This is a genomic window from Bradyrhizobium tropiciagri (genome assembly GCF_018130545.1).
Classification (GTDB): Bacteria; Pseudomonadota; Alphaproteobacteria; order Rhizobiales; family Xanthobacteraceae; genus Bradyrhizobium; species Bradyrhizobium tropiciagri_A.
Genome location: NZ_JAFCKF010000006.1, coordinates 1 through 17,455, shown reverse-complemented (window position 1 = coordinate 17,455; position 17,455 = coordinate 1). Strand labels below are relative to the sequence as shown.

General features: G+C 65.0%; 16 protein-coding genes and 1 pseudogene. 12 read left to right on the top strand and 5 right to left on the bottom strand.

Features of this window, described 5'->3' with window-relative positions; all coding sequences use genetic code 11:
- Window positions 1–101: 101 nt before the first annotated feature.
- Entirely contained in the window at window positions 102–902 is an 801-nt protein-coding gene (locus JQ616_RS25235) for a hypothetical protein (protein ID WP_212019216.1), read from the top strand.
- Between the two features lie 5 nt (window positions 903–907).
- Here the strand turns inward: JQ616_RS25235 and JQ616_RS25230 are convergent, their stop codons facing one another.
- Both JQ616_RS25230 and mutS read right to left on the bottom strand, forming a co-directional pair.
- Window positions 908–1,993, bottom strand: coding sequence for a hypothetical protein (locus JQ616_RS25230; protein WP_212019214.1), 1,086 nt, complete (start codon window positions 1,991–1,993; stop codon window positions 908–910).
- A 44-nt stretch (window positions 1,994–2,037) separates the two neighbouring features.
- Window positions 2,038–4,764, bottom strand: coding sequence for a DNA mismatch repair protein MutS (gene mutS / locus JQ616_RS25225; protein ID WP_212019212.1), 2,727 nt, complete (start codon window positions 4,762–4,764; stop codon window positions 2,038–2,040).
- A 214-nt stretch (window positions 4,765–4,978) separates the two neighbouring features.
- Here mutS and pcaF point away from each other — a divergent pair, with 214 nt between their 5' ends.
- The 3 genes from pcaF (at window position 4,979) to pcaG (ending at window position 7,594) form a co-directional block, all read left to right on the top strand.
- Window positions 4,979–6,187 (top strand): 3-oxoadipyl-CoA thiolase, encoded by a 1,209-nt coding sequence (gene pcaF / locus JQ616_RS25220; RefSeq protein ID WP_212019210.1) that lies wholly within the window; start codon window positions 4,979–4,981, stop codon window positions 6,185–6,187.
- Between the two features lie 105 nt (window positions 6,188–6,292).
- Window positions 6,293–6,994, top strand: a complete 702-nt coding sequence (gene pcaH / locus JQ616_RS25215; RefSeq protein ID WP_212019208.1) for a protocatechuate 3,4-dioxygenase subunit beta — start codon at window positions 6,293–6,295, stop codon at window positions 6,992–6,994.
- Complete coding sequence (pcaG, locus tag JQ616_RS25210; RefSeq protein ID WP_212019206.1) at window positions 6,995–7,594, top strand: protocatechuate 3,4-dioxygenase subunit alpha; 600 nt, start codon at window positions 6,995–6,997, stop codon at window positions 7,592–7,594.
- Window positions 7,595–7,607: 13 nt separating this feature from the next.
- Here the strand turns inward: pcaG and JQ616_RS25205 are convergent, their stop codons facing one another.
- Complete coding sequence (locus JQ616_RS25205) at window positions 7,608–8,483, bottom strand: SDR family NAD(P)-dependent oxidoreductase (protein WP_212019204.1); 876 nt, start codon at window positions 8,481–8,483, stop codon at window positions 7,608–7,610.
- Window positions 8,484–8,586: 103 nt separating this feature from the next.
- On the opposite strand from JQ616_RS25205, the gene JQ616_RS25200 reads away from it, so the two are divergent.
- The 3 genes from JQ616_RS25200 to JQ616_RS25190 all read left to right on the top strand — a co-directional run bounded on the left by JQ616_RS25200 (window position 8,587) and on the right by JQ616_RS25190 (window position 11,476).
- Window positions 8,587–9,810, top strand: coding sequence for a Rieske 2Fe-2S domain-containing protein (locus JQ616_RS25200; RefSeq protein WP_212019202.1), 1,224 nt, complete (start codon window positions 8,587–8,589; stop codon window positions 9,808–9,810).
- Between the two features lie 74 nt (window positions 9,811–9,884).
- Window positions 9,885–10,241: a non-heme iron oxygenase ferredoxin subunit gene (locus JQ616_RS25195; RefSeq protein WP_212019200.1), complete on the top strand. Its 357-nt coding sequence runs from the start codon at window positions 9,885–9,887 to the stop codon at window positions 10,239–10,241.
- The gene (locus JQ616_RS25190; protein ID WP_212019198.1) at window positions 10,238–11,476 is read left to right on the top strand and encodes an NAD(P)/FAD-dependent oxidoreductase; all 1,239 of its coding nucleotides are present in this window, start codon (window positions 10,238–10,240) and stop codon (window positions 11,474–11,476) included. Before JQ616_RS25195 ends, JQ616_RS25190 begins: the two co-directional genes overlap by 4 nt.
- Before the next feature lie 8 nt (window positions 11,477–11,484).
- On the opposite strand, the gene JQ616_RS25185 is transcribed toward JQ616_RS25190, so the two are convergent.
- A complete protein-coding gene (locus JQ616_RS25185; RefSeq protein ID WP_212019196.1) occupies window positions 11,485–12,078 on the bottom strand; it encodes a MarR family winged helix-turn-helix transcriptional regulator in 594 nt (197 codons plus the stop codon).
- A 251-nt stretch (window positions 12,079–12,329) separates the two neighbouring features.
- On the opposite strand from JQ616_RS25185, the gene JQ616_RS25180 reads away from it, so the two are divergent.
- Window positions 12,330–13,490, top strand: coding sequence for an ABC transporter substrate-binding protein (locus JQ616_RS25180; protein ID WP_249137267.1), 1,161 nt, complete (start codon window positions 12,330–12,332; stop codon window positions 13,488–13,490).
- Between the two features lie 28 nt (window positions 13,491–13,518).
- Here the strand turns inward: JQ616_RS25180 and JQ616_RS25175 are convergent, their stop codons facing one another.
- Window positions 13,519–14,496, bottom strand: a complete 978-nt coding sequence (locus tag JQ616_RS25175; protein WP_212019192.1) for a LysR family transcriptional regulator — start codon at window positions 14,494–14,496, stop codon at window positions 13,519–13,521.
- A 205-nt stretch (window positions 14,497–14,701) separates the two neighbouring features.
- On the opposite strand from JQ616_RS25175, the gene JQ616_RS25170 reads away from it, so the two are divergent.
- From JQ616_RS25170 to JQ616_RS25155, 4 genes and pseudogenes are all read left to right on the top strand, one after another.
- Entirely contained in the window at window positions 14,702–15,931 is a 1,230-nt protein-coding gene (locus JQ616_RS25170; RefSeq protein WP_249137266.1) for an ABC transporter substrate-binding protein, read from the top strand.
- The gene (locus JQ616_RS25165) at window positions 15,907–16,635 is read left to right on the top strand and encodes a nitroreductase (protein ID WP_212019190.1); all 729 of its coding nucleotides are present in this window, start codon (window positions 15,907–15,909) and stop codon (window positions 16,633–16,635) included. The genes JQ616_RS25170 and JQ616_RS25165 overlap by 25 nt, the downstream gene beginning before the upstream one ends.
- Window positions 16,636–16,649: 14 nt before the next feature.
- Entirely contained in the window at window positions 16,650–17,189 is a 540-nt protein-coding gene (locus tag JQ616_RS25160) for a DUF4863 family protein (protein WP_212019188.1), read from the top strand.
- Between the two features lie 54 nt (window positions 17,190–17,243).
- Window positions 17,244–17,455, top strand: a pseudogene (locus JQ616_RS25155) (protocatechuate 3,4-dioxygenase subunit beta); the annotation flags it as partial.

The window sequence follows — 17,455 nt, the reverse complement described above, 5'->3', positions numbered from 1 at the left end:
ATACGTCGTGTCTTCTCGATTCAAGCTTCGCTGCCCGTCGACTTTCGCTCCCCACGAACAGTCGTGGTTATGGATCCCGGCCTTCGCCGGGATGACGCAGAATGTCCCCCGAACTCCACTTCGCCCTCTTCCTCGTGCTGCGCATGGCGGTTGCGGCCGCGTTCGTGGTCAGCGCGTCCATCATCACCGAGCGGTCGGGGCCGGTGATCGGCGCGCTGATCGCGACCCTGCCGATCTCCGCTGGGCCGTCCTACACCTTCCTCGCGCTCGACCATGACGCCGCCTTCATCGCCGAGGGCGCGCTGTCGAGCCTGCCGGTCAACGCCGCGACGATCTTCATGGGCCTCACTTATGCGGTGCTGGCGCAGCGCTTCAGCATGTGGATCAGTGCGGGCGCCGCGATCGCGTTGTGGCTCGTGCTCGGCACCATCATCCGTCAGTTCGCCTGGACGCTGGCCGGCGGGCTGATCCTCAATGCCATTGCGTTTGCGATCTGCATTCCGTTGCTCAAGCCGTACCGGCACGTCGCGAAGATGCCGCTGCTCCCGCGGCGCTGGTACGACATTCCGTTGCGCGCCGCGCTGGTCGCGAGCCTGGTCGGCACCGTGGTCACCGCGTCGACCTGGGTCGGTCCGCGCGTCACCGGCGTGATCGCGCTGTTTCCGATCGTGTTCTCCTCGATGATGCTGATCCTGCATCCGCGGATCGGCGGCCCCGCAACTGCCGCCGTGCTCGCCAACAGCGCCTGGGGCCTGCTCGGCTTCGGCCTCGGCATCGCCGTGCTGCACGTCGCGGTCGCGCAATTCGGCTCGGCGATCGGCCTCAGCTGCGCGCTCGCCACCTGCATCGCATGGAATCTGGTGCTGTGGCAGCTCGGGCGGAGGAACGCCGTGAAGGCGTAGCCACATCATTGCGACGAGCGTGGGTGCCTCACCAAGAAATCACCGCGCGATCGTACGGCAGGGTTTGGATCGTTCGCCAACAGAGCCACCAACGGACCCTCTTCGGCTACCTGAGAGCGCACGGCGATCATTGCATCCGCGACAATTTTCCGCACAAATGCTGATTTGTCGCGGATACCCCTAGCGATGAGATCTGCGAGCAGCTGATCGCTTTCGATGTCGCGACTGTCCAGCTTCGGGATGCGTCGTCGCAAGCCATATACCTTGTCGAGCCAGACCCAGTCGAATCCCACCGGCCAGCTGAGCTTCCGCAATATCAGGCACTGATAAGCGATGGCTCTAATTGGGGGCTGAATCGCGGCCGTTGCCAGTCGCGGCAAGTGTTGGTCGATGCCGGGATATCGCAATGCGGAGCGAAGACAGCCACTCAGCCTGCCAGTCGGGCGTCTTTCAAGTTCGGCCGCTAGTGCCGCGAGGACGTCGCCGCGAGCGAATATCGGATCCAGAGTTGCGACCTCATCGGACCACCGTCCCCAGACGAACCGTCGTTCAAGCAGGTAGATGGCCGCCTCCGCGGCAATAGCAGCGGGGATGTCTGCCGAAACGCGGCTGAAACATTCCATCGCGGCGCGACGAATCGGCTCAACCCAATCATTCAGGCGCCACGCAAGAGCCGCAAGGAAGAAGGGCGAGCTCGGCGGTGTCGCTATGTGGCATAGCGCTGCCTCTCTGAGGTAGCCACTTGGGTGAAACAGGAACAGCCACGCGAAGTCTCGATTTGCGACGAGCAATTCTTGGTCAGGCGGAAAGGAAACGGGCGGCGGCTTCGGCACGAACCGGTCTTTGATCTGCTGGAAAAGGCTCGCTTGGTCGGATGGGACGACTTGGCGCGGCCGCTCTTCCGGCTGCCACCGGCCAAGACCTGCGACGGTCGCGATTTCCCGGCTAGCCCGCACAACAAGGTGTGCCGGCAGCGTAGCGAGTTCGGTAAGGATGTCGTGCAATTCGTGATTGGTCGCTGGCCGCGTTGCAAGAGCGGCGAGCTTACCCAAAAGCAATGGCGAGAGGATGGACCGAGCAGGCGACAACATGCCCCAGCTTGGCAGCATTCCCTGGTTGTTGGAAGCCGGATCGCCTACTGCTTCGGCAGCTTCGCCCGCAGCGCATAGAGCGCATCCAGCGCCTCGCGCGGCGACATTTCGTCCGGGTGCAGCGCCTTCACGGCTTCGACCAGCAGGTCCGCATCGCTCGGCGGCTTGTCCTCGGCGGCGGCGCGGGAGGGGACGGCGAACAGCGGCAGGTCGTCGGCCAACGCGCGCGCAGTCTGGCCGCGGTCCTGGGCCTCCAGTTTCGCCAGCACCGATTTGGCGCGCGTGATCACGGCGGGCGGCAGACCGGCGAGCTTGGCGACCTGGATGCCGTAGGAACGGTCGGCCGAGCCCGGCAGCACCTCGTGCAGGAACACGACGTCGCCCTGCCATTCCTTGACCCGCACCGTCGCGTTGAACATCCGCGGCAGCTTCGCCGAGAGCGCCGTCAGCTCGTGATAGTGGGTGGCAAACAGCGTGCGGCAGCGGTTGCTTTCATGCAGATGCTCGATCGCGGCCCAGGCGATCGATAGGCCGTCGAAGGTCGCGGTGCCGCGACCGATCTCGTCGAGGATCACCAGCGACCGCTCGCTCGCCTGATTGAGGATCACGGCGGTCTCGACCATCTCGACCATGAAGGTCGAGCGTCCCCGCGCCAGGTCGTCGGCGGCACCGACGCGCGAGAACAGCCGGTCGACGATGCCGAGCCGCGCGCGCGACGCCGGCACGTAGGAGCCGATCTGCGCCAAGAGCGCGATCAGCGCATTCTGACGCAGGAAGGTCGACTTACCGGCCATGTTCGGACCGGTGATCAGCCAGAGCTGGCCGGATTTTTGTGCGGGCGTCGGCGACAGGTCGCAGGCATTGGCGATGAACGGCTGGCCGTCGCGCTTCAGCGCCTGCTCGACGACCGGATGCCGGCCGCCCTCGATCGCAAAGCCGAGCGAGCCATCGACGTCGGGCCGCACATAATTGTCGTCGATCGCGAGCTTCGCCAATGAGGTCGCAACATCGAGCATCGCGAAGGCATGTGCGGCGTTGCGCAGATCGTCGCTGGCCGCGAGCGCCATCGCGCTCAACCGTTCGAAGATCTCGAGCTCGAGGTTGAGCGCGCGATCGCCGGCATTGGCGATCTTGGCCTCGGTCTCGCCGAGCTCTGCGGTGGTGAAGCGGACCTGCCCGGCGAGCGTCTGGCGGTGGATGAAGGTCGCATTGAGCGGCGGCGCGAACAGCTTGTCGCCGTGCTGTGCGGTGACCTCGACGAAATAGCCGAGCACGTTGTTGTGCCGGATCTTCAGCGTCTTGATGCCGGTGTCCTCGGCATAGCGCGCCTGCATCGCGGCGACGACGAGGCGCGAGGCATCGCGCAGATTGCGGCTTTCGTCGAGCGCGGCTTCATAGCCCTCGCGCACGAAGCCGCCGTCGCGCTTGATCAGCGGCAATTGCTCGCTCAATGCGCGCGAGAATTCCCGCACCAGGTCGCGCGAGGGGCGTCGCAAGGCCGCCATCACGGTCGAAACCTCGGCCGGCGGATCGGCAAGCTGGGCCAGCAGCTCCAGCGCCTGGTCGGCGGCAAGGATGCCGTCGCGCAGGCTCGCGAGGTCGCGCGGGCCGCCGCGGCCGACCGAGAGCCGCGCCAGCGCGCGCGACATGTCGGGCGCAGCGCGCAGCACGGTCCTGACGTCCTCGCGCGCGGCGGAATCCGCGACGAAAGCCGACACGGCATCGAGCCGCCGCGCGATCACGGCAACGTCGGTGAGCGGTGCGGCAAGGCGCTGCGCCAACAGGCGCGAGCCTGCCGCTGTCACGGTGCAATCGATCGCATCGAGCAGCGAGCCGCGGCGCTCGCCGGCCAGCGTCCGCGTCAATTCGAGATTGGCGCGGGTCGCCGGGTCGATCGCCATCGTGGTGCCGGCAGCCTCGCGCGCCGGCGGCGACAGCGGCGGACGCTTTCCCACTTGCGTGCGGTCGATATAGGTGACGGCGGCGGCCGCGGCGGTCGCCTCGAGCCGCGACATCGCGGACAGGCCATCCATGGTCGCGACCGCAAAATAGTCGCACAGCCGCCGCTCGGCGGTGGCGCTGTCGAACACGTCGCGGGTCAGCGGCGTCACCGACGGCAGCTCGCGCAAGGTCGGCGCCAGCTCATTGTCGCTGTAGAGCGCGTCGGTGACGATCGCCTCGTTCGGATTGATCCGCGCCAGCGTCGCCGCGAGCTCTGATGTCGCGCACTCGGTCACCATGAATTCGGAGGTCGAGATGTCGATCCAGGCAAGCCCAAGACGATCCGCGCCGGCCGAACCGCGGGCGCGCGCGATCGCGATCAAATAATTGTTGGTGCGGGCGTCGAGCAGCGTGTCTTCGGTCAGGGTGCCCGGCGTCACCAGCCGCACCACGCCGCGGCGAACCACGCTCTTGTTGCCGCGGGCCTTGGCCTTGGCGGGATTTTCGGTCTGCTCGCACACCGCGACGCGGTGGCCGGCGCCGATCAGGCGATGCAAATAGTCCTCGGAGCGTTCGACCGGCACGCCGCACATCGGGATGTCCATGCCCTGATGCTTGCCGCGCTTGGTCAGCACGATGCCGAGCGTCTTGGAGGCGATCTCGGCATCCTCGAAGAACAGTTCGTAGAAATCGCCCATCCGGTAGAACAGCAGCAGGCCGGGATGGGCGGCCTTGATCTCCAGGTACTGTTCCATCATCGGCGTGACGCGCGACGGCGCCTCGGCGGGAGTGGCTTCGGGCGGAACGGGGATGGGCTGCTGAATGGTCATGAGGGGGCGGAAACTACAAAATTTCGCCGGGCGGTCCTATCCGCGAGAGGAGGGTTTTCCACCCTGTCCACGGGCTAAGATATGACAAGGCATCACGGCAATGCGCGCATACCGTGCAGCGGCGTCAATTGACCTGCCGCGGGCACACTCCTAAAACTGCCCTCAAGTTCCAGCCGATCCAGCGCCTAAGTCGCGGCATTCAGGGAGAGATTCAATGCGTGATGTGTTCATTTGCGATGCCGTCCGGACCCCGATCGGCCGTTTCGGCGGTTCGCTCGCCAAGGTGCGCGCCGACGATCTCGCGGCGGCCCCGATCAAGGCGCTGATGGCCAGGCACCCGACGATCAATTGGAACGAGGTCGACGAGGTCTATTTCGGCTGCGCCAACCAGGCCGGCGAAGACAACCGCAACGTCGCGCGCATGGCGCTGCTGCTCGCCGGCATGCCCGAGTCGGTTCCCGGCCAGACCCTGAATCGGCTCTGTGCCTCCGGCCTCGATGCGGTCGGCGCCGCGGGCCGCGCCATCCGCGCCGGTGAGATCGATTTCGCGATCGCGGGCGGCGTCGAATCGATGACGCGTGCGCCGTTCGTGATGGGCAAGGCCGCTGAAGCCTTCTCGCGCTCGTCCGACATCTACGACACAACGATCGGCTGGCGCTTCATCAACCCGCTGATGAAGGCGCAGTACGGCGTCGATGCGATGCCGGAGACCGGCGAGAACGTCGCAGAGGAATTCCAGGTCTCGCGCGCCGATCAGGATGCGATGGCGATCCGCTCGCAGCAGCGCGCCGGCGCCGCGATCGCGTCGGGCTATTTCGCCGAGGAGATCATCCCGATCCAGGTGCCCGGCGGCAAGGCCGGTCCCATCACCGTCGACAAGGACGAGCATCCGCGTCCAGAGACCACGCTCGAAGCTCTCGCCAAGTTGAAGCCGATCGTGCGCAATCCGGGCACGGTGACTGCGGGCAACGCGTCGGGTGTCAATGACGGCGCCGCCGCGATGATCCTCGCCTCGGAGGCCGCGGTGAAGAAGCACGGCCTGACGCCGCGCGCAAAGATCCTCGGCCTTGCCTCGGCTGCGGTGCCGCCGCGCATCATGGGCATCGGCCCGGTGCCGGCGACGAAGAAGCTGGTCGAGCGTCTCGGCATCAAGGTGTCGGACTTCGATCTGATCGAGCTCAACGAGGCCTTCGCCTCGCAGGGCATCGCCTGCCTGCGCCAGCTCGGCGTCAAGGAAGATGCCGATTTCGTCAATCCGCATGGCGGAGCGATCGCGCTCGGCCACCCGCTCGGCATGAGCGGCGCGCGGCTGGTTCTGACCGCCGTTCACGGCATGGAGAAGCGGGGCGGGAAGCTTGCCTTGGCAACTATGTGCGTCGGCGTCGGCCAAGGTGTTGCGGTCGCGATCGAAAAGCTGAGCTGATTCAATCGCTTGGAAGGACTGAAAACAGCCCTTCCCCAATTTGGTTATGCGCTATAATGATCTGATGTGAGCTCACCGGGCGCGTGGGCCGCGGAGGAATTCGCCATGACCCTGTTGTATCCGCTGCAATCGCTCGCAGCCCATCCGGCGCGACTGTCGCCGGATTATCGCTCGACCGTGAAACGCTCGCCGCAGAAGCCGCTGATCCCGATGCGGCACACGCTCTCGGAGCTGACCGGGCCGGTCTATGGTCATGAGACGGTGCGCGCGCACGACAACGACCTCACCGTCCAGGCCAAGGGCGAGCCGCTCGGCGAGCGCATCATCGTGCACGGTCACGTGCTGGATGAGGACGGCCGCGGCGTACCGAACACGCTGGTCGAGCTGTGGCAGGCCAATGCCTGCGGCCGCTATATCCACGTCGTCGACCAGCATCCGGCGCCGCTCGATCCGAACTTCACCGGCGCCGGTCGCACGCAATCCGACGACAAGGGCTATTACAAGTTCATCACCATCAAGCCCGGCGCCTATCCCTGGGGCAATCACCACAATGCCTGGCGGCCCGCGCATATCCACTTCTCGGTGTTCGGCCATGCCTTCGTCTCGCGTCTGGTGACGCAGATGTATTTCCCCGGCGATCCGCTGTTTCCGTTCGATCCGATCTTCAACTCGGTGACCGACGCGAAGGCGCGCTCCCGGATGATCTCGTCGTTCGATCTCGACAACACCAAGCCGGATTGGGCGCTGTGCTATCGCTTCGATATCGTGCTGCGCGGCCGCAACGCCACGCCGATGGAGACCAAGTAAGTGTCGAACCCGCGTCCTGATGGAGTTACGCCCTCGCAAACCGTCGGTCCCTACTTCAAGTACGGCCTGACGCCGAACGGCGAGTATGATTGGAACGACGCCTTCACCAACAACCTGCTGACACCGGATACATCCGGCGAACGCATCCGGATCGAAGGCAAGGTCTATGACGGCGACGGCGCCGTGATCCCGGACTGCATGCTGGAGATCTGGCAGGCCGACGCGCAAGGCCGCTTCTCCGACCCGCAGGACACGCGCGCGCTGCCGAACTCAAGCTTCAAAGGTTTCGGCCGCGCCGGAACCGACAAGAGCGGCGCTTACGCGTTCGACACCATCAAGCCCGGCGTGGTGCCGGATGCCGACGGCAAACCGCAGGCGCCGCACATTGCGCTCGCGGTGTTCGCGCGCGGCATGCTGCTGCATCTCTACACAAGGATCTATTTCGACGACGAAGCCGGCAACGCCGGCGATTCCGTACTCGCCCTGGTGCCGGCCGATCGCCGGGCGACGTTGATTGCGAAGAAGGCCGGTGCAGCCAGCACCTACACCTTCGACGTCCATCTGCAGGGCGACAACGAGACCGTGTTCTTCGACGTCTAGCTGGTCGCCCTGATCAAGGCATGACGGTCGGCCTGAACACCGAGAGCGGCGCGGGATCGCGGCTCGGCGGTGGTGGGACCTTGCCGTCGATATCGGTGAAGCCGTATTCGGCCGCCAGCTCCGAGGCGAGCAGGATCTGGCCGCTCTTGGCCATCACGCCGGGATCGGCCGCAAGTGCCGCCACCGCGCGTCCCGCGAATACCGGCGTCTCGCCGCGTTCGGCGATCAGCCTGGCAAGCGCCGGTGGCACCCGGTCGGGCTGCGCCGCAAGCTTCTCGCTCTTGATGTAGCCGGGCCAGATCGACACTGCGGCGATGCCGAACGGCTGCAGCTCATGCGCCATGTCGCGCGCCATCCGGTCGACGCCTGATTTCTGCACGCCGAACGGAACGTTGAACGTGTAGCGGATGCCGCCGCCCGACGACGTGTTGACGATCAAGCCGCGCCCTTGCGGCAGCATCAGCGGCACTGCGAACTGGCTGGCGACGAAATGCGAACGCAGGCCGACGCGATGCATGGTGTCCCATAGCGAGGCGGGGAGCTGCCAGAACGGCACATTCACCGGCATCACGTTGGGCGCCGCGAACACATTGTTGACGAGCACGTCGAGCCGGCCGTGGTCGCGTCGGACCAGATCGAAGATCTCTTTCACCGATCCGTCGTCGGAATGATCGCATAGCAGCCCGATGCCGCGGCCGCCCGCCGCATCGATCGCGGCGATGGTCTCGTCGAGCGAGCCCGGCCATTCCGATCCGCCGCTGTTGCGCGTCCGTGCCGTGACGATCACCGTCGCGCCGGCCTCGGCCAGGCCGATGGCGACGCCCTTGCCGACCCCGCGGCTTCCTCCCGTCACCAGCACAATGCGATCCCTGAGGCGTCCCTTGGTCATGTGATCTCCCGATATAGCTTCCTCAGAAGATATCTTGACAATAATCTTCCTAGGAAGATATTAGGCGAAGAACGTCGAAAGCGTCAACCAGGGAGGTTTCGCGATGGTCACGAGGGAAGAGAATGAATTGCTGTGCCGCGTCACGGGTGACGCGCCGATGGGACGCATGCTGCGGCAGCATTACTGGCTGCCGGCCGTGCTCTCGGTGCGCGTGCGCAAGGGCGAGGCGCCGGTTCGCGTCAAGCTGTTCGGCCGCAACTTCGTGGCGTTCAGGGGCAAGGACGGCACTGTCGGCTTCCTCGACGAAGCCTGTCCGCACCGCGGCGCGTCGCTGGCGCTGGCGCGGGTCGATGATTGCTCGCTGACCTGCCTGTTCCACGGCTGGAAGATCAAGGCCGATGGCGAGGTGCTCGATGTTCCCAACGAGCCGAACAACCCCAGGGAATTCGCCAGGACCGTCCGGGCGAAAGCCTATCCGGTGCGCGAAGGCGCCGGGCTGATCTGGGTCTGGCTCGGTGAGGGCGCGGCACCGCCGGCGCCCGACTTCGAGTGGATGGATTTGCCGCCGGACCAGGTCTACACGGCCGGTATCGAGCTCAATGCCAACTGGTTGCAGGGCGTCGAGGCTACGATCGATTCCTCGCACGTCGCGCTGCTGCACCAGAGCTGGACCGCGACCTCGTCGACCGATTTCGGCGCGACCCGCGTCAACACCGAAGTGGGCTACGAATTCGAGAAGAAGCCTTATGGCTTTCGTGCCGCCGCGCTGCGCACCGGTCCGGATGGATCGTGCCTCGCCCGCGTCACCGAGTTCGTGATGCCCTATTATGGCTTGATCGCGCCGATCTATTCCGGGCCGCAGCAGGATCGCACCGCGATCATTGCGGTGCCGATCGACGACGAGAACCTGATCCAATGGTACATCTTCTATAATCCCGAGAAGCCGGTGGATTCCTGGCGCAAAGTGCAGCGCGCCAACCAGTGGCCGATGGCCGGCGGCCTGCCGGGTGATCAAAGCAACAATTGGGGACAGAACCGCCAGATCATGGATGCCGGCAACAGCACCGGCTTCCACGAGATCGTCATCGAGGATTTCGTCGTCATGGTCAGCATGGGTCCGATCGTCGATCGTTCGCAGGAATATCTCTGCTCGGCGGACCAGGCGATCGTCAGGGTGCGCCGCCAACTGCTCGACGAGGTGCGCGGCTTCATGGACGGCAAGCCGCCGAAGAGCGGCCAGAGCGGGACCATGTCCTACAAGGACATTCGCGCGGTCGGCGGCCGGCTTGCGTCAGCTTCCGAGGATTGGCGGCAGATTCCGCGCTGATCGGATTGGAAGCCTGCGGCGCGGGCATCGTGTCCGCGCCCATTTCTCCGCATCGACCCAGGAGACGAGTTCTCATGACCTGGCACCATCTCTGCGCAGCCGCAAAACTGTCCGAAGGGGAGCCGTTGGGCTTCAGGGTCGGCGAGCGGCGCGTCGCGCTCTACAAGGTCGGCGACGACGTGTTCGCCACGGACGATGTCTGCTCGCACGCGTTTGCGCTGTTGTCGACGGGCTTTCTCGAAGGGCATGTGATCGAGTGCCCGCTGCACGGCGCGATGTTCGATGTCCGTGACGGCAAATGTCGTTCGAGCGCCTACAAGGATATCGAGGCCTTCAAGGTCGAGATCCACGATGGTGAGGTTTATGTGCAGCTCGGTGGCGGCGCTGCCCTGGAAGCCACAGGCGATGGCGGTGCGGACATCAAACCATGAGCGGTCTTGTCGTCATCGGCGCCTCCTATGCGGGTATTCAGGCGGCGCTCACTGCGCGCGAAGCGGGCTATGCCGAGCCGGTGACTGTGATCGCCGATGAGCACGCGTTGCCCTATCAGCGGCCGCCGCTGTCAAAGGATTTTCTGCGCGGCGAGATCGACGCGCAGGGTTTCCTGATGCACGACGAAGCCGTTTTCGCCGGCGCCAAGATCGAGCTGCGTCTGGGTCACCGCGTCGTCGAGATCGATCGTCAAGCCGGTCGGATCGCGTTAGCCGACGGCACGATGCTGGACTTCGACAAGCTCGTCATCGCCACCGGCTCGCGCGCACGGAAGATCGCGGTCCGTGGCGCCGACCTCGACGGAGTCTGCTATCTCAGGTCGATCGCGGATGCCGCCGATCTCAAGGCGCGGCTCGGCGAGGCCGGTGAGATCGTGATCATCGGCGGCGGCTTCATCGGGCTAGAGGTTGCGTCCTCGGCTGCCAAGCTCGGCAAGCGGGTGACGGTGATCGAGGCGGCATCGCGACTGCTGGAACGAGCGGTGTCTCCGGCGGTGTCGCGCTTCCTGCTCGATACTCACACCCGGGCGGGCGTCGAAGTGAAGTTCGGCACGGCCGTTTCGGCGATGATCGGAGATGGCGGACGGGTTACGGCGGTCGAACTGGACGGAAGCATTCGTCTCGGCGCAGATCTTGTCGTCGTCGGCATTGGCGGTATCGCCAATGATGCGCTCGCCGTCGCCGCAGGGCTCGAATGCGCCAACGGCATCGTGGTGGACGAGCATGGCCGCACGGGGTGCTCGGGCATCTACGCGGCCGGCGACTGCGCCAGCCACTACAGCCGGTTTGCCGAGGGCTGGATCAAGCTGGAGTCGGTTCAGCACGCGCAGGATCAGGGCAGGGCGGTTGGACTTGCGATCGCGGACAGCCATGAAGCCTACGATAGCGTGCCGAGGTTTTGGTCGGATCAGCATGATCTCAAGCTGCAAATCGTCGGCCACGCCGCGCGTAGCGACCGGATGGTGATCCGTGGCGCGATCGAAGCCGGCCGGTTCTCCGTGTTCAACTATAGGCAAGGAAAATTGGTTGCGGTCGACAGCATCAACAATCCCGCCGACCAGATGGTGGTGCGGCGGCTGATCGCAGCGGGCATTTCGCCGACGCCGGGGCAGGCGGCAGACAGCTCCTGCGATCTCAGATCGCTCCTGAAGCCAGGCCGCAAGGCCGTTGCATAGTGTTGTCGCTAATCCGCTGCTGCAAGCCGGCCGGATTTCTTCGGAGCCTTCACGGATCGGACGGCGAGCAGCTTGCGCAGGCAGCGATCAAGCATTGCGAGCTCTGCCTTGGTAAGCCCGCTCGCCTCGGTCACGGCCTCCACAACCCGCGCCACCTCGGCGATGCCGCGGTCGGCGGCGGCAAGACCCTTCGCGGTGAGGCGGACCAGCTCCGAACGACCGTCGTCGCTGGCCGATACGCGCAGGACGAAGCCGCCTTCCTGGAGCCGCGCCACGCGCTTGGTCATGGCGCCCGATGTGACGAGGAGGGCGCGGAACAAGTCGGTCGGGCGCAGCTCGTACGGCTTTCCCGAGCGCCTCAGCGCCAGCAGCACATAGAGCTCGCCGGTCTGCAGGCCGACGGCTTTCGCGATGTCCTGCAGGCGCAACTCGTGAAGCTGGTTGACGCGCTCCAACCGCAACAAGGTGCAGGCGGCGGCGAGATCGAGGTCCGGGCGCTGTTCCAGCCAGGCCGCCTCGATGTCGTCGTAAAGGGTGCTATCGGGTGCGGGCGGCTGCTTGATCGCAGGTTCGGTGCGACGTGACACGCTGCTCTTCTTCATTCCCGTCCAGTCCCCTTCATCCCGCGCCAAGATCCCGAGCCAAGGGCGTCGGCACCATGCGTCGCAGCAATCTAACACTGTCGAATCGGCGTGTCGCCTTGCAAGTTCCCGGCATTGCTCCGCACGAGTGCGCCGCGCCACGCAGCGGCCATTTGCCGCCTTTCGTCCGGGTTGACAATTGTCTTCCTAGGAAGAATATTCCAGGTAAGAAAACAAGGGAGGGGCGCATGCGCGGATTGCGCGCGATAGTCATGTTTGCGGCTTTAGTGGCCGCTTGCGGTTCGGCCAGGGCGGCCGAGACCGAACTGATTCTTGGCCAGACCATGCCCTATAGCGGGCCGGCGTCGGCGCTGAGTGCGGTGGGCAAGGTGCAGACCCGCTACTTTCAGATGATCAACGATCGCGGCGGCATCAATGGCCACAAGATCAAGCTGATCTCGCTTGACGACGGCTACAGCCCGCCGAAGGCCGTGGAGCAGACGCGCCGGCTGATCGAGAACGACGAGGCGGTCGCGATCTTCGGCAGCATGGGCACCGCACAGAACGCGGCGGTGCAGAAATATCTCAACGCCAAGAAGATCCCTCAGCTGTTCGTGTTTGCGGCCAGCGAGCGCTTTGCCGATCCAAAGACCAGCCCCTACACCATCTCGGGAATGACGCTGTTCAGCACCGAGGCTGCGATCTATGCGCGGCTGGTAGCCGAGCACACGCCTGCCTCGCGCGTCGCTGTGCTGTACCAGAACGACGATTACGGCCGCGAATATCTCCGCAGCTTCAAGGCCGAACTGGGCCGGCTCGATCCCAAGGCCGAGATCGTCGCGGCCTCACCCTACGAAGTCACGTCGCCGACGGTCGATTCGCAGGTCGTCTCGCTGGCCAGCACCAACGCCAACGTCTTCCTCAATGCGTCGACCGGCAAGTTCACCTCGCAGGCGATCCGCAAGGCGGGCGAGCTTGGCTGGCATGCGCAGCAGTTCCTGCCGATCGGCAGCAACTTCGTGCCGACGATCCTCAAGCCGGCCGGGCTCGACAACGCCAAGGGCGCGATCTCGGCGACGCCGACCAAGTCGGTCGGCGATCCGGAATGGGCCAGCGATCCCGCCTATCTGGAGTGGCTGGCCTTCATGAAGAAATACTATCCGGAGGGCGATATCGAGGATCAGCTCAACTTCACCGGATGGAACGTCGCTGTCCTGATGACCAAGGTCATCGAGGCCTGCGGCGACGATCTATCGCGGCAGAACATCATGAAGCATGCCACCGCACTGAAGAATCTGGCGCTGCCGGGCCTGATCCCGGGCATCACCGTCAACAGCAGCCCGGACGATTATCGCCTGATCACATCGCTGCGGCCGCAGCGTTTCGACGGCGAGCGCTGGGTTCCGATGTCAGGAGCCATGGCCGCGCAATAAGACGCGGTGTTCGTGGGCGGAGCGCGGCCTAGCGGCCGCGCCTGAGCTCTTCAGTCGCGCGGCGCAGCACCTCGTGAAGCCATTCGTGCGATGGCTCGTCCTCGACGCGTTCGTGCCAGAGCAGCCGCACCTCCACGGGCGTCGTGGTGTAAGGCAATTCATGGGTGGTGATCGCATGGGCTCGCTCGAGCGCCTGCGCCAGCGGCCGCGGAACGATCGCCGCCAGCTCGGAATCGACCAGCAGCGCGGGCAGCGCCAGGAAGTGCGGCAGCGAGACCGCGATCCGCGGCGGCCGCTCGCTGTCGGCCAGCGCCCGTTCCAGCGCGGGGCGGTCGTACATCTCCGAACGTCGGGCAAGTCCGCGCTCCGAAATGAACCCGCCGATCGCGCCCTCCTGCTCGCCGCCAAAGGAGACGACGACCAGTGGCAGGGTTGCGAGCTTTGCCTTGTCGAGCCGGCCGAGCTTGCGCTTTTTCCCGATGATCAGCACATCGTCATATTCGAACAGCAGCGCGGTGCGGAAGCGGCTCGGCGGCGATGAGAACACGCCGATCGCGACGTCGATGCGGCCGAGGTCGATCTGCTCGGCAAGATCGATCCGCGTCACCGGCTTGATGGTGAGGTCGATCGACGGGGCTTCCCGGCCGAGTATTTTCAGCAGCGGCGGCGCCAGCACCATCGTCGTGAAATCGTTGGCGGCGAGCGTGAACGGCTTGGTTGAGACCGCCGGCGCAAAGGTCGGCAGCTCGACCGCCGCTTCCAGCGATCGCAACGCCTGGCGGACCTGTGGGGCCATCGTCAATGCGCGCGCGGTCGGCTGCATGCCGGTGGCGGTGCGGACGAACAGTTCGTCATCCAGCATCTCGCGCAACCGCGCCAGCGAGTGGCTTACCGCGGACTGGCTCAGCGCGACCTTCTGGCTGGCGCGCAGCACGCTGCGCTCTTCCATCACGGCGTCGAACACCTTGAGCAGATTCAGGTCGAGGGTCTTGAAGGAAACGGACACGCTGAGAGCCCCGTCTGCCGCGGATCGTTCGCAGTTAAGGCCAAGCGTTCGGCGGATGCAACCGATCGGATTGCCCGAGAGCAGGCTGCCGCATCGCCACCACCGGCGTTCTGAAGCCGGTTCAAGATCACCCTGCAAGACTTTCACTTCCGCGATCCGGCGTTCTGGCCAAGATTGCCGGCGCCGGGTTGGGAGGAGAAAAGCGATGAAGGCCTGGGTGAAGACGGCCCGAAGTGGCGCACGTAAATCGATCGGACTGGCGCTGATGCTCGTGGCGACAGCAACGCCAACGGTTGCCGAGAGCGGGCCGGTCAGGCTCGGCGTGCTGACGGACATGTCGTCGCTCTACGCCGACAACGGTGGCCAGGGCTCGGTTGTCGCAGCGCAGATGGCGGTGGACGATTTCAAGGGCAAGGTGCTCGGGCGTCCGATCGAGATCATCGCCGGAGATCACCAGAACAAGGCGGATGTCGGCGCGGCGATTGCCCGGCGCTGGCTGGAGAACGAGAACGTCGAGGCGATCCTCGACGTTCCGAATTCCGCTGTTGCCCTCGCGGTGCAGGGCATCACGCGCGACAAGAAGAAGCTGTTTCTCGCCACCGGCGCAGCCACGTCCCGGCTGACCGGCGACGAGTGTTCGCCGACCGGCATCCACTGGACTTACGACACCTATGCGCTGTCGCAGGGGACGACGCGGGCGATTTCCCGTCTCGGCGCAAAATCCTGGTTCTTCCTGTCGGCCGACTACTCGCTCGGCGCGCAGCTCGAATCGGACAGCCGCAAGGTGATCGATGCTGCGGGCGGCAAGGTGGTCGGCGCCGTGAAGCATCCGATCAACACGCCCGATTTCTCGTCCTTCCTGCTGCAGGCGCAAGCTTCCAAGGCGGACGTGATCGCGCTTGCCGATGCCGGTGGCGATTTCATCAACGCCGTGAAGCAGGCCGGCGAATTCGGCGTGACGCGCGGGCAGAAGCTCGCCGGCCTGATCGTCTTCATCGCCGACATTCACAGCCTCGGGCTGCAAAGCGCGCAGGGGCTGATGCTCAGCTCGGCCTTCTACTGGGACATCAACGATGAGACACGCGCCTGGTCGAAGCGTTTCATCGAGAAGACCGGGAAGGTGCCGACCATGATCCATGCCGGCACCTATGGCGCTGTCATGCACTATCTCAAGGCCGTCGAAGCCGCCGGTTCGCTCGATGGGCTGACGGTCGCTACCAAGATGCGCGAATTGCCTGTCAATGATTTCATGACCCGCAACGGCAAGATCCGTCCGGACGGCCGCTTGGTCCGCGACATGTATCTGTTCCGCGTCAAGTCGCCGGAGGAATCGAAGTACCGGTTCGACTACTACCAGCTCCTGGCCACCATCCCGGGGGATGAGGCCTTCAGACCGATGGAGGACGGCGGATGTCCGCTCGTGAAGAAGTCGTGATCGAGCAGGACGCAGCATGCGGCGTTGCGCGCAATCCGATCGACGAGGTGATCGCTGGCCGGCTCTCGTGCCGTGAGTTCTCCGGCAATCCCGTCTCCCGATCGACCGTCGAGCAGATCCTGCGCGTGGCGCGGTTCGCACCGAGTGGGGCAAACGTTCAGCCCTGGCACGTTTACGTGCTGGCGGGTGCCGCCAAGGCCGAAGTGTCGGCCGCGCTCCTGCACGCATATGAGAATGAGCCGAACGAGCACGTCTCCGAATATCAATATTACGCCAGCGAGTTTCCCCAGCCGTATCTCGGCCGGCGCCAGGAGTTCGGGCGGTTGTTCTACGACTCGCTCGGCATCGCGCAAAGCGATACTGCGGCGCGAAGCAGGCAGACCGCGAAGAACTTCGCGTTCTTCGGTGCGCCGGTCGGATTGATCGTCACCATCGATCGCCGCCTCGCGATGGGGAGCTGGCTCGATCTCGGCATGTTCATCCAGAACGTGATGCTGGCGGCGGTCGGACGCGGGCTGCAATCCTGTCCGCAGGAAACCTTCGCCAAGTACCACCGGATCTTGCGTCCGGCCTTGTCGATCCCGGCCGAGCAGATGGTGGCCTGCGGGATCTCGATGGGTCACCCCAGGCATCAGGCGAGAGCGCGGTTGATGCCGCGCGCGGATCTGGAGGCATTCGCTTCCTTCAAGGGTTTCGAGAATTAGAACAGGAGAGTGTCATGGGAAGCCGTGAACAACTAATCGAACGCAGCATTCCGTTTCTGCGCGAAGTCAAGGACATGACGCCGAGCGCGGCGATGGAGCGCTGGCTCAACGAGACTTATGGAGAGACGAGCGCGCTCTACCAGGATCTCGCGCGTCTGATCAAAATGGGCGTCGAGGAGGGTTGGGCCGCAAACCAGGAGGTGGAAGGCCCGAATTATCGGCGCAGCCGCATCCTCGAGCCGGTGCCCGAGACATTCCAGTTCAGCATCACCGCGGTCTACATGAACAGCACCGATCCGCGCCGTTTCAAGGACGAGGACGATCATGACGTGCTGCGCGGGCAGTATCATGGCCACCCCTATGGCGAGCTCAACCTCGTCGTTCCCCTCGACAAGGGCGCAGAGCTGAAGGGATTGCAGGGCTGGCAGGGACCAGGCTGGACCGCGCCGGATCCGGGTAGCCGGCACTATCCCGAGGTCAGGGGCGGCGCTGTCATCGCGCTGTTCTATCTGCCGGCCGGGCGCATCTCCTATGATTTCAAGGAGCCGGCCTGACGTTCGGCGCCGGTGGCACAGGCCACGGCAACAAATCCGGTCTGGAGCAAGCACATGACGTTGATCTATCCGGTCGCTTCGAATGGCGTCCATCCCGCGCGGCTGTCGCCGGCATACCGGAGCGCGATCAAGCGCTCGCCGCAGAAGCCGTTGATCCCGATGCGGCACACGCTCTCGGAGCTGACTGGTCCGGTCTATGGTCATGAGACGGTGCGCGCGCACGACAACGACCTCACCGTCCAGGCCAAGGGCGAGCCGCTCGGCGA

What these genes read in the sequence shown, in the direction of transcription:
- JQ616_RS25235 (WP_212019216.1), top strand. Translation starts at nt 102, where the DNA reads ATGTCCCCCGAACTCCACTTCGCCCTCTTCCTCGTGCTGCGCATGGCG.
- JQ616_RS25230 (WP_212019214.1), bottom strand. Translation starts at nt 1,993, where the DNA reads ATGTTGTCGCCTGCTCGGTCCATCCTCTCGCCATTGCTTTTGGGTAAG.
- mutS (WP_212019212.1), bottom strand. Translation starts at nt 4,764, where the DNA reads ATGACCATTCAGCAGCCCATCCCCGTTCCGCCCGAAGCCACTCCCGCC.
- pcaF (WP_212019210.1), top strand. Translation starts at nt 4,979, where the DNA reads ATGCGTGATGTGTTCATTTGCGATGCCGTCCGGACCCCGATCGGCCGT.
- pcaH (WP_212019208.1), top strand. Translation starts at nt 6,293, where the DNA reads ATGACCCTGTTGTATCCGCTGCAATCGCTCGCAGCCCATCCGGCGCGA.
- JQ616_RS25205 (WP_212019204.1), bottom strand. Translation starts at nt 8,483, where the DNA reads ATGACCAAGGGACGCCTCAGGGATCGCATTGTGCTGGTGACGGGAGGA.
- JQ616_RS25200 (WP_212019202.1), top strand. Translation starts at nt 8,587, where the DNA reads ATGGTCACGAGGGAAGAGAATGAATTGCTGTGCCGCGTCACGGGTGAC.
- JQ616_RS25195 (WP_212019200.1), top strand. Translation starts at nt 9,885, where the DNA reads ATGACCTGGCACCATCTCTGCGCAGCCGCAAAACTGTCCGAAGGGGAG.
- JQ616_RS25190 (WP_212019198.1), top strand. Translation starts at nt 10,238, where the DNA reads ATGAGCGGTCTTGTCGTCATCGGCGCCTCCTATGCGGGTATTCAGGCG.
- JQ616_RS25185 (WP_212019196.1), bottom strand. Translation starts at nt 12,078, where the DNA reads ATGAAGAAGAGCAGCGTGTCACGTCGCACCGAACCTGCGATCAAGCAG.
- JQ616_RS25180 (WP_249137267.1), top strand. Translation starts at nt 12,330, where the DNA reads ATGTTTGCGGCTTTAGTGGCCGCTTGCGGTTCGGCCAGGGCGGCCGAG.
- JQ616_RS25170 (WP_249137266.1), top strand. Translation starts at nt 14,702, where the DNA reads ATGAAGGCCTGGGTGAAGACGGCCCGAAGTGGCGCACGTAAATCGATC.
- JQ616_RS25165 (WP_212019190.1), top strand. Translation starts at nt 15,907, where the DNA reads ATGTCCGCTCGTGAAGAAGTCGTGATCGAGCAGGACGCAGCATGCGGC.
- JQ616_RS25160 (WP_212019188.1), top strand. Translation starts at nt 16,650, where the DNA reads ATGGGAAGCCGTGAACAACTAATCGAACGCAGCATTCCGTTTCTGCGC.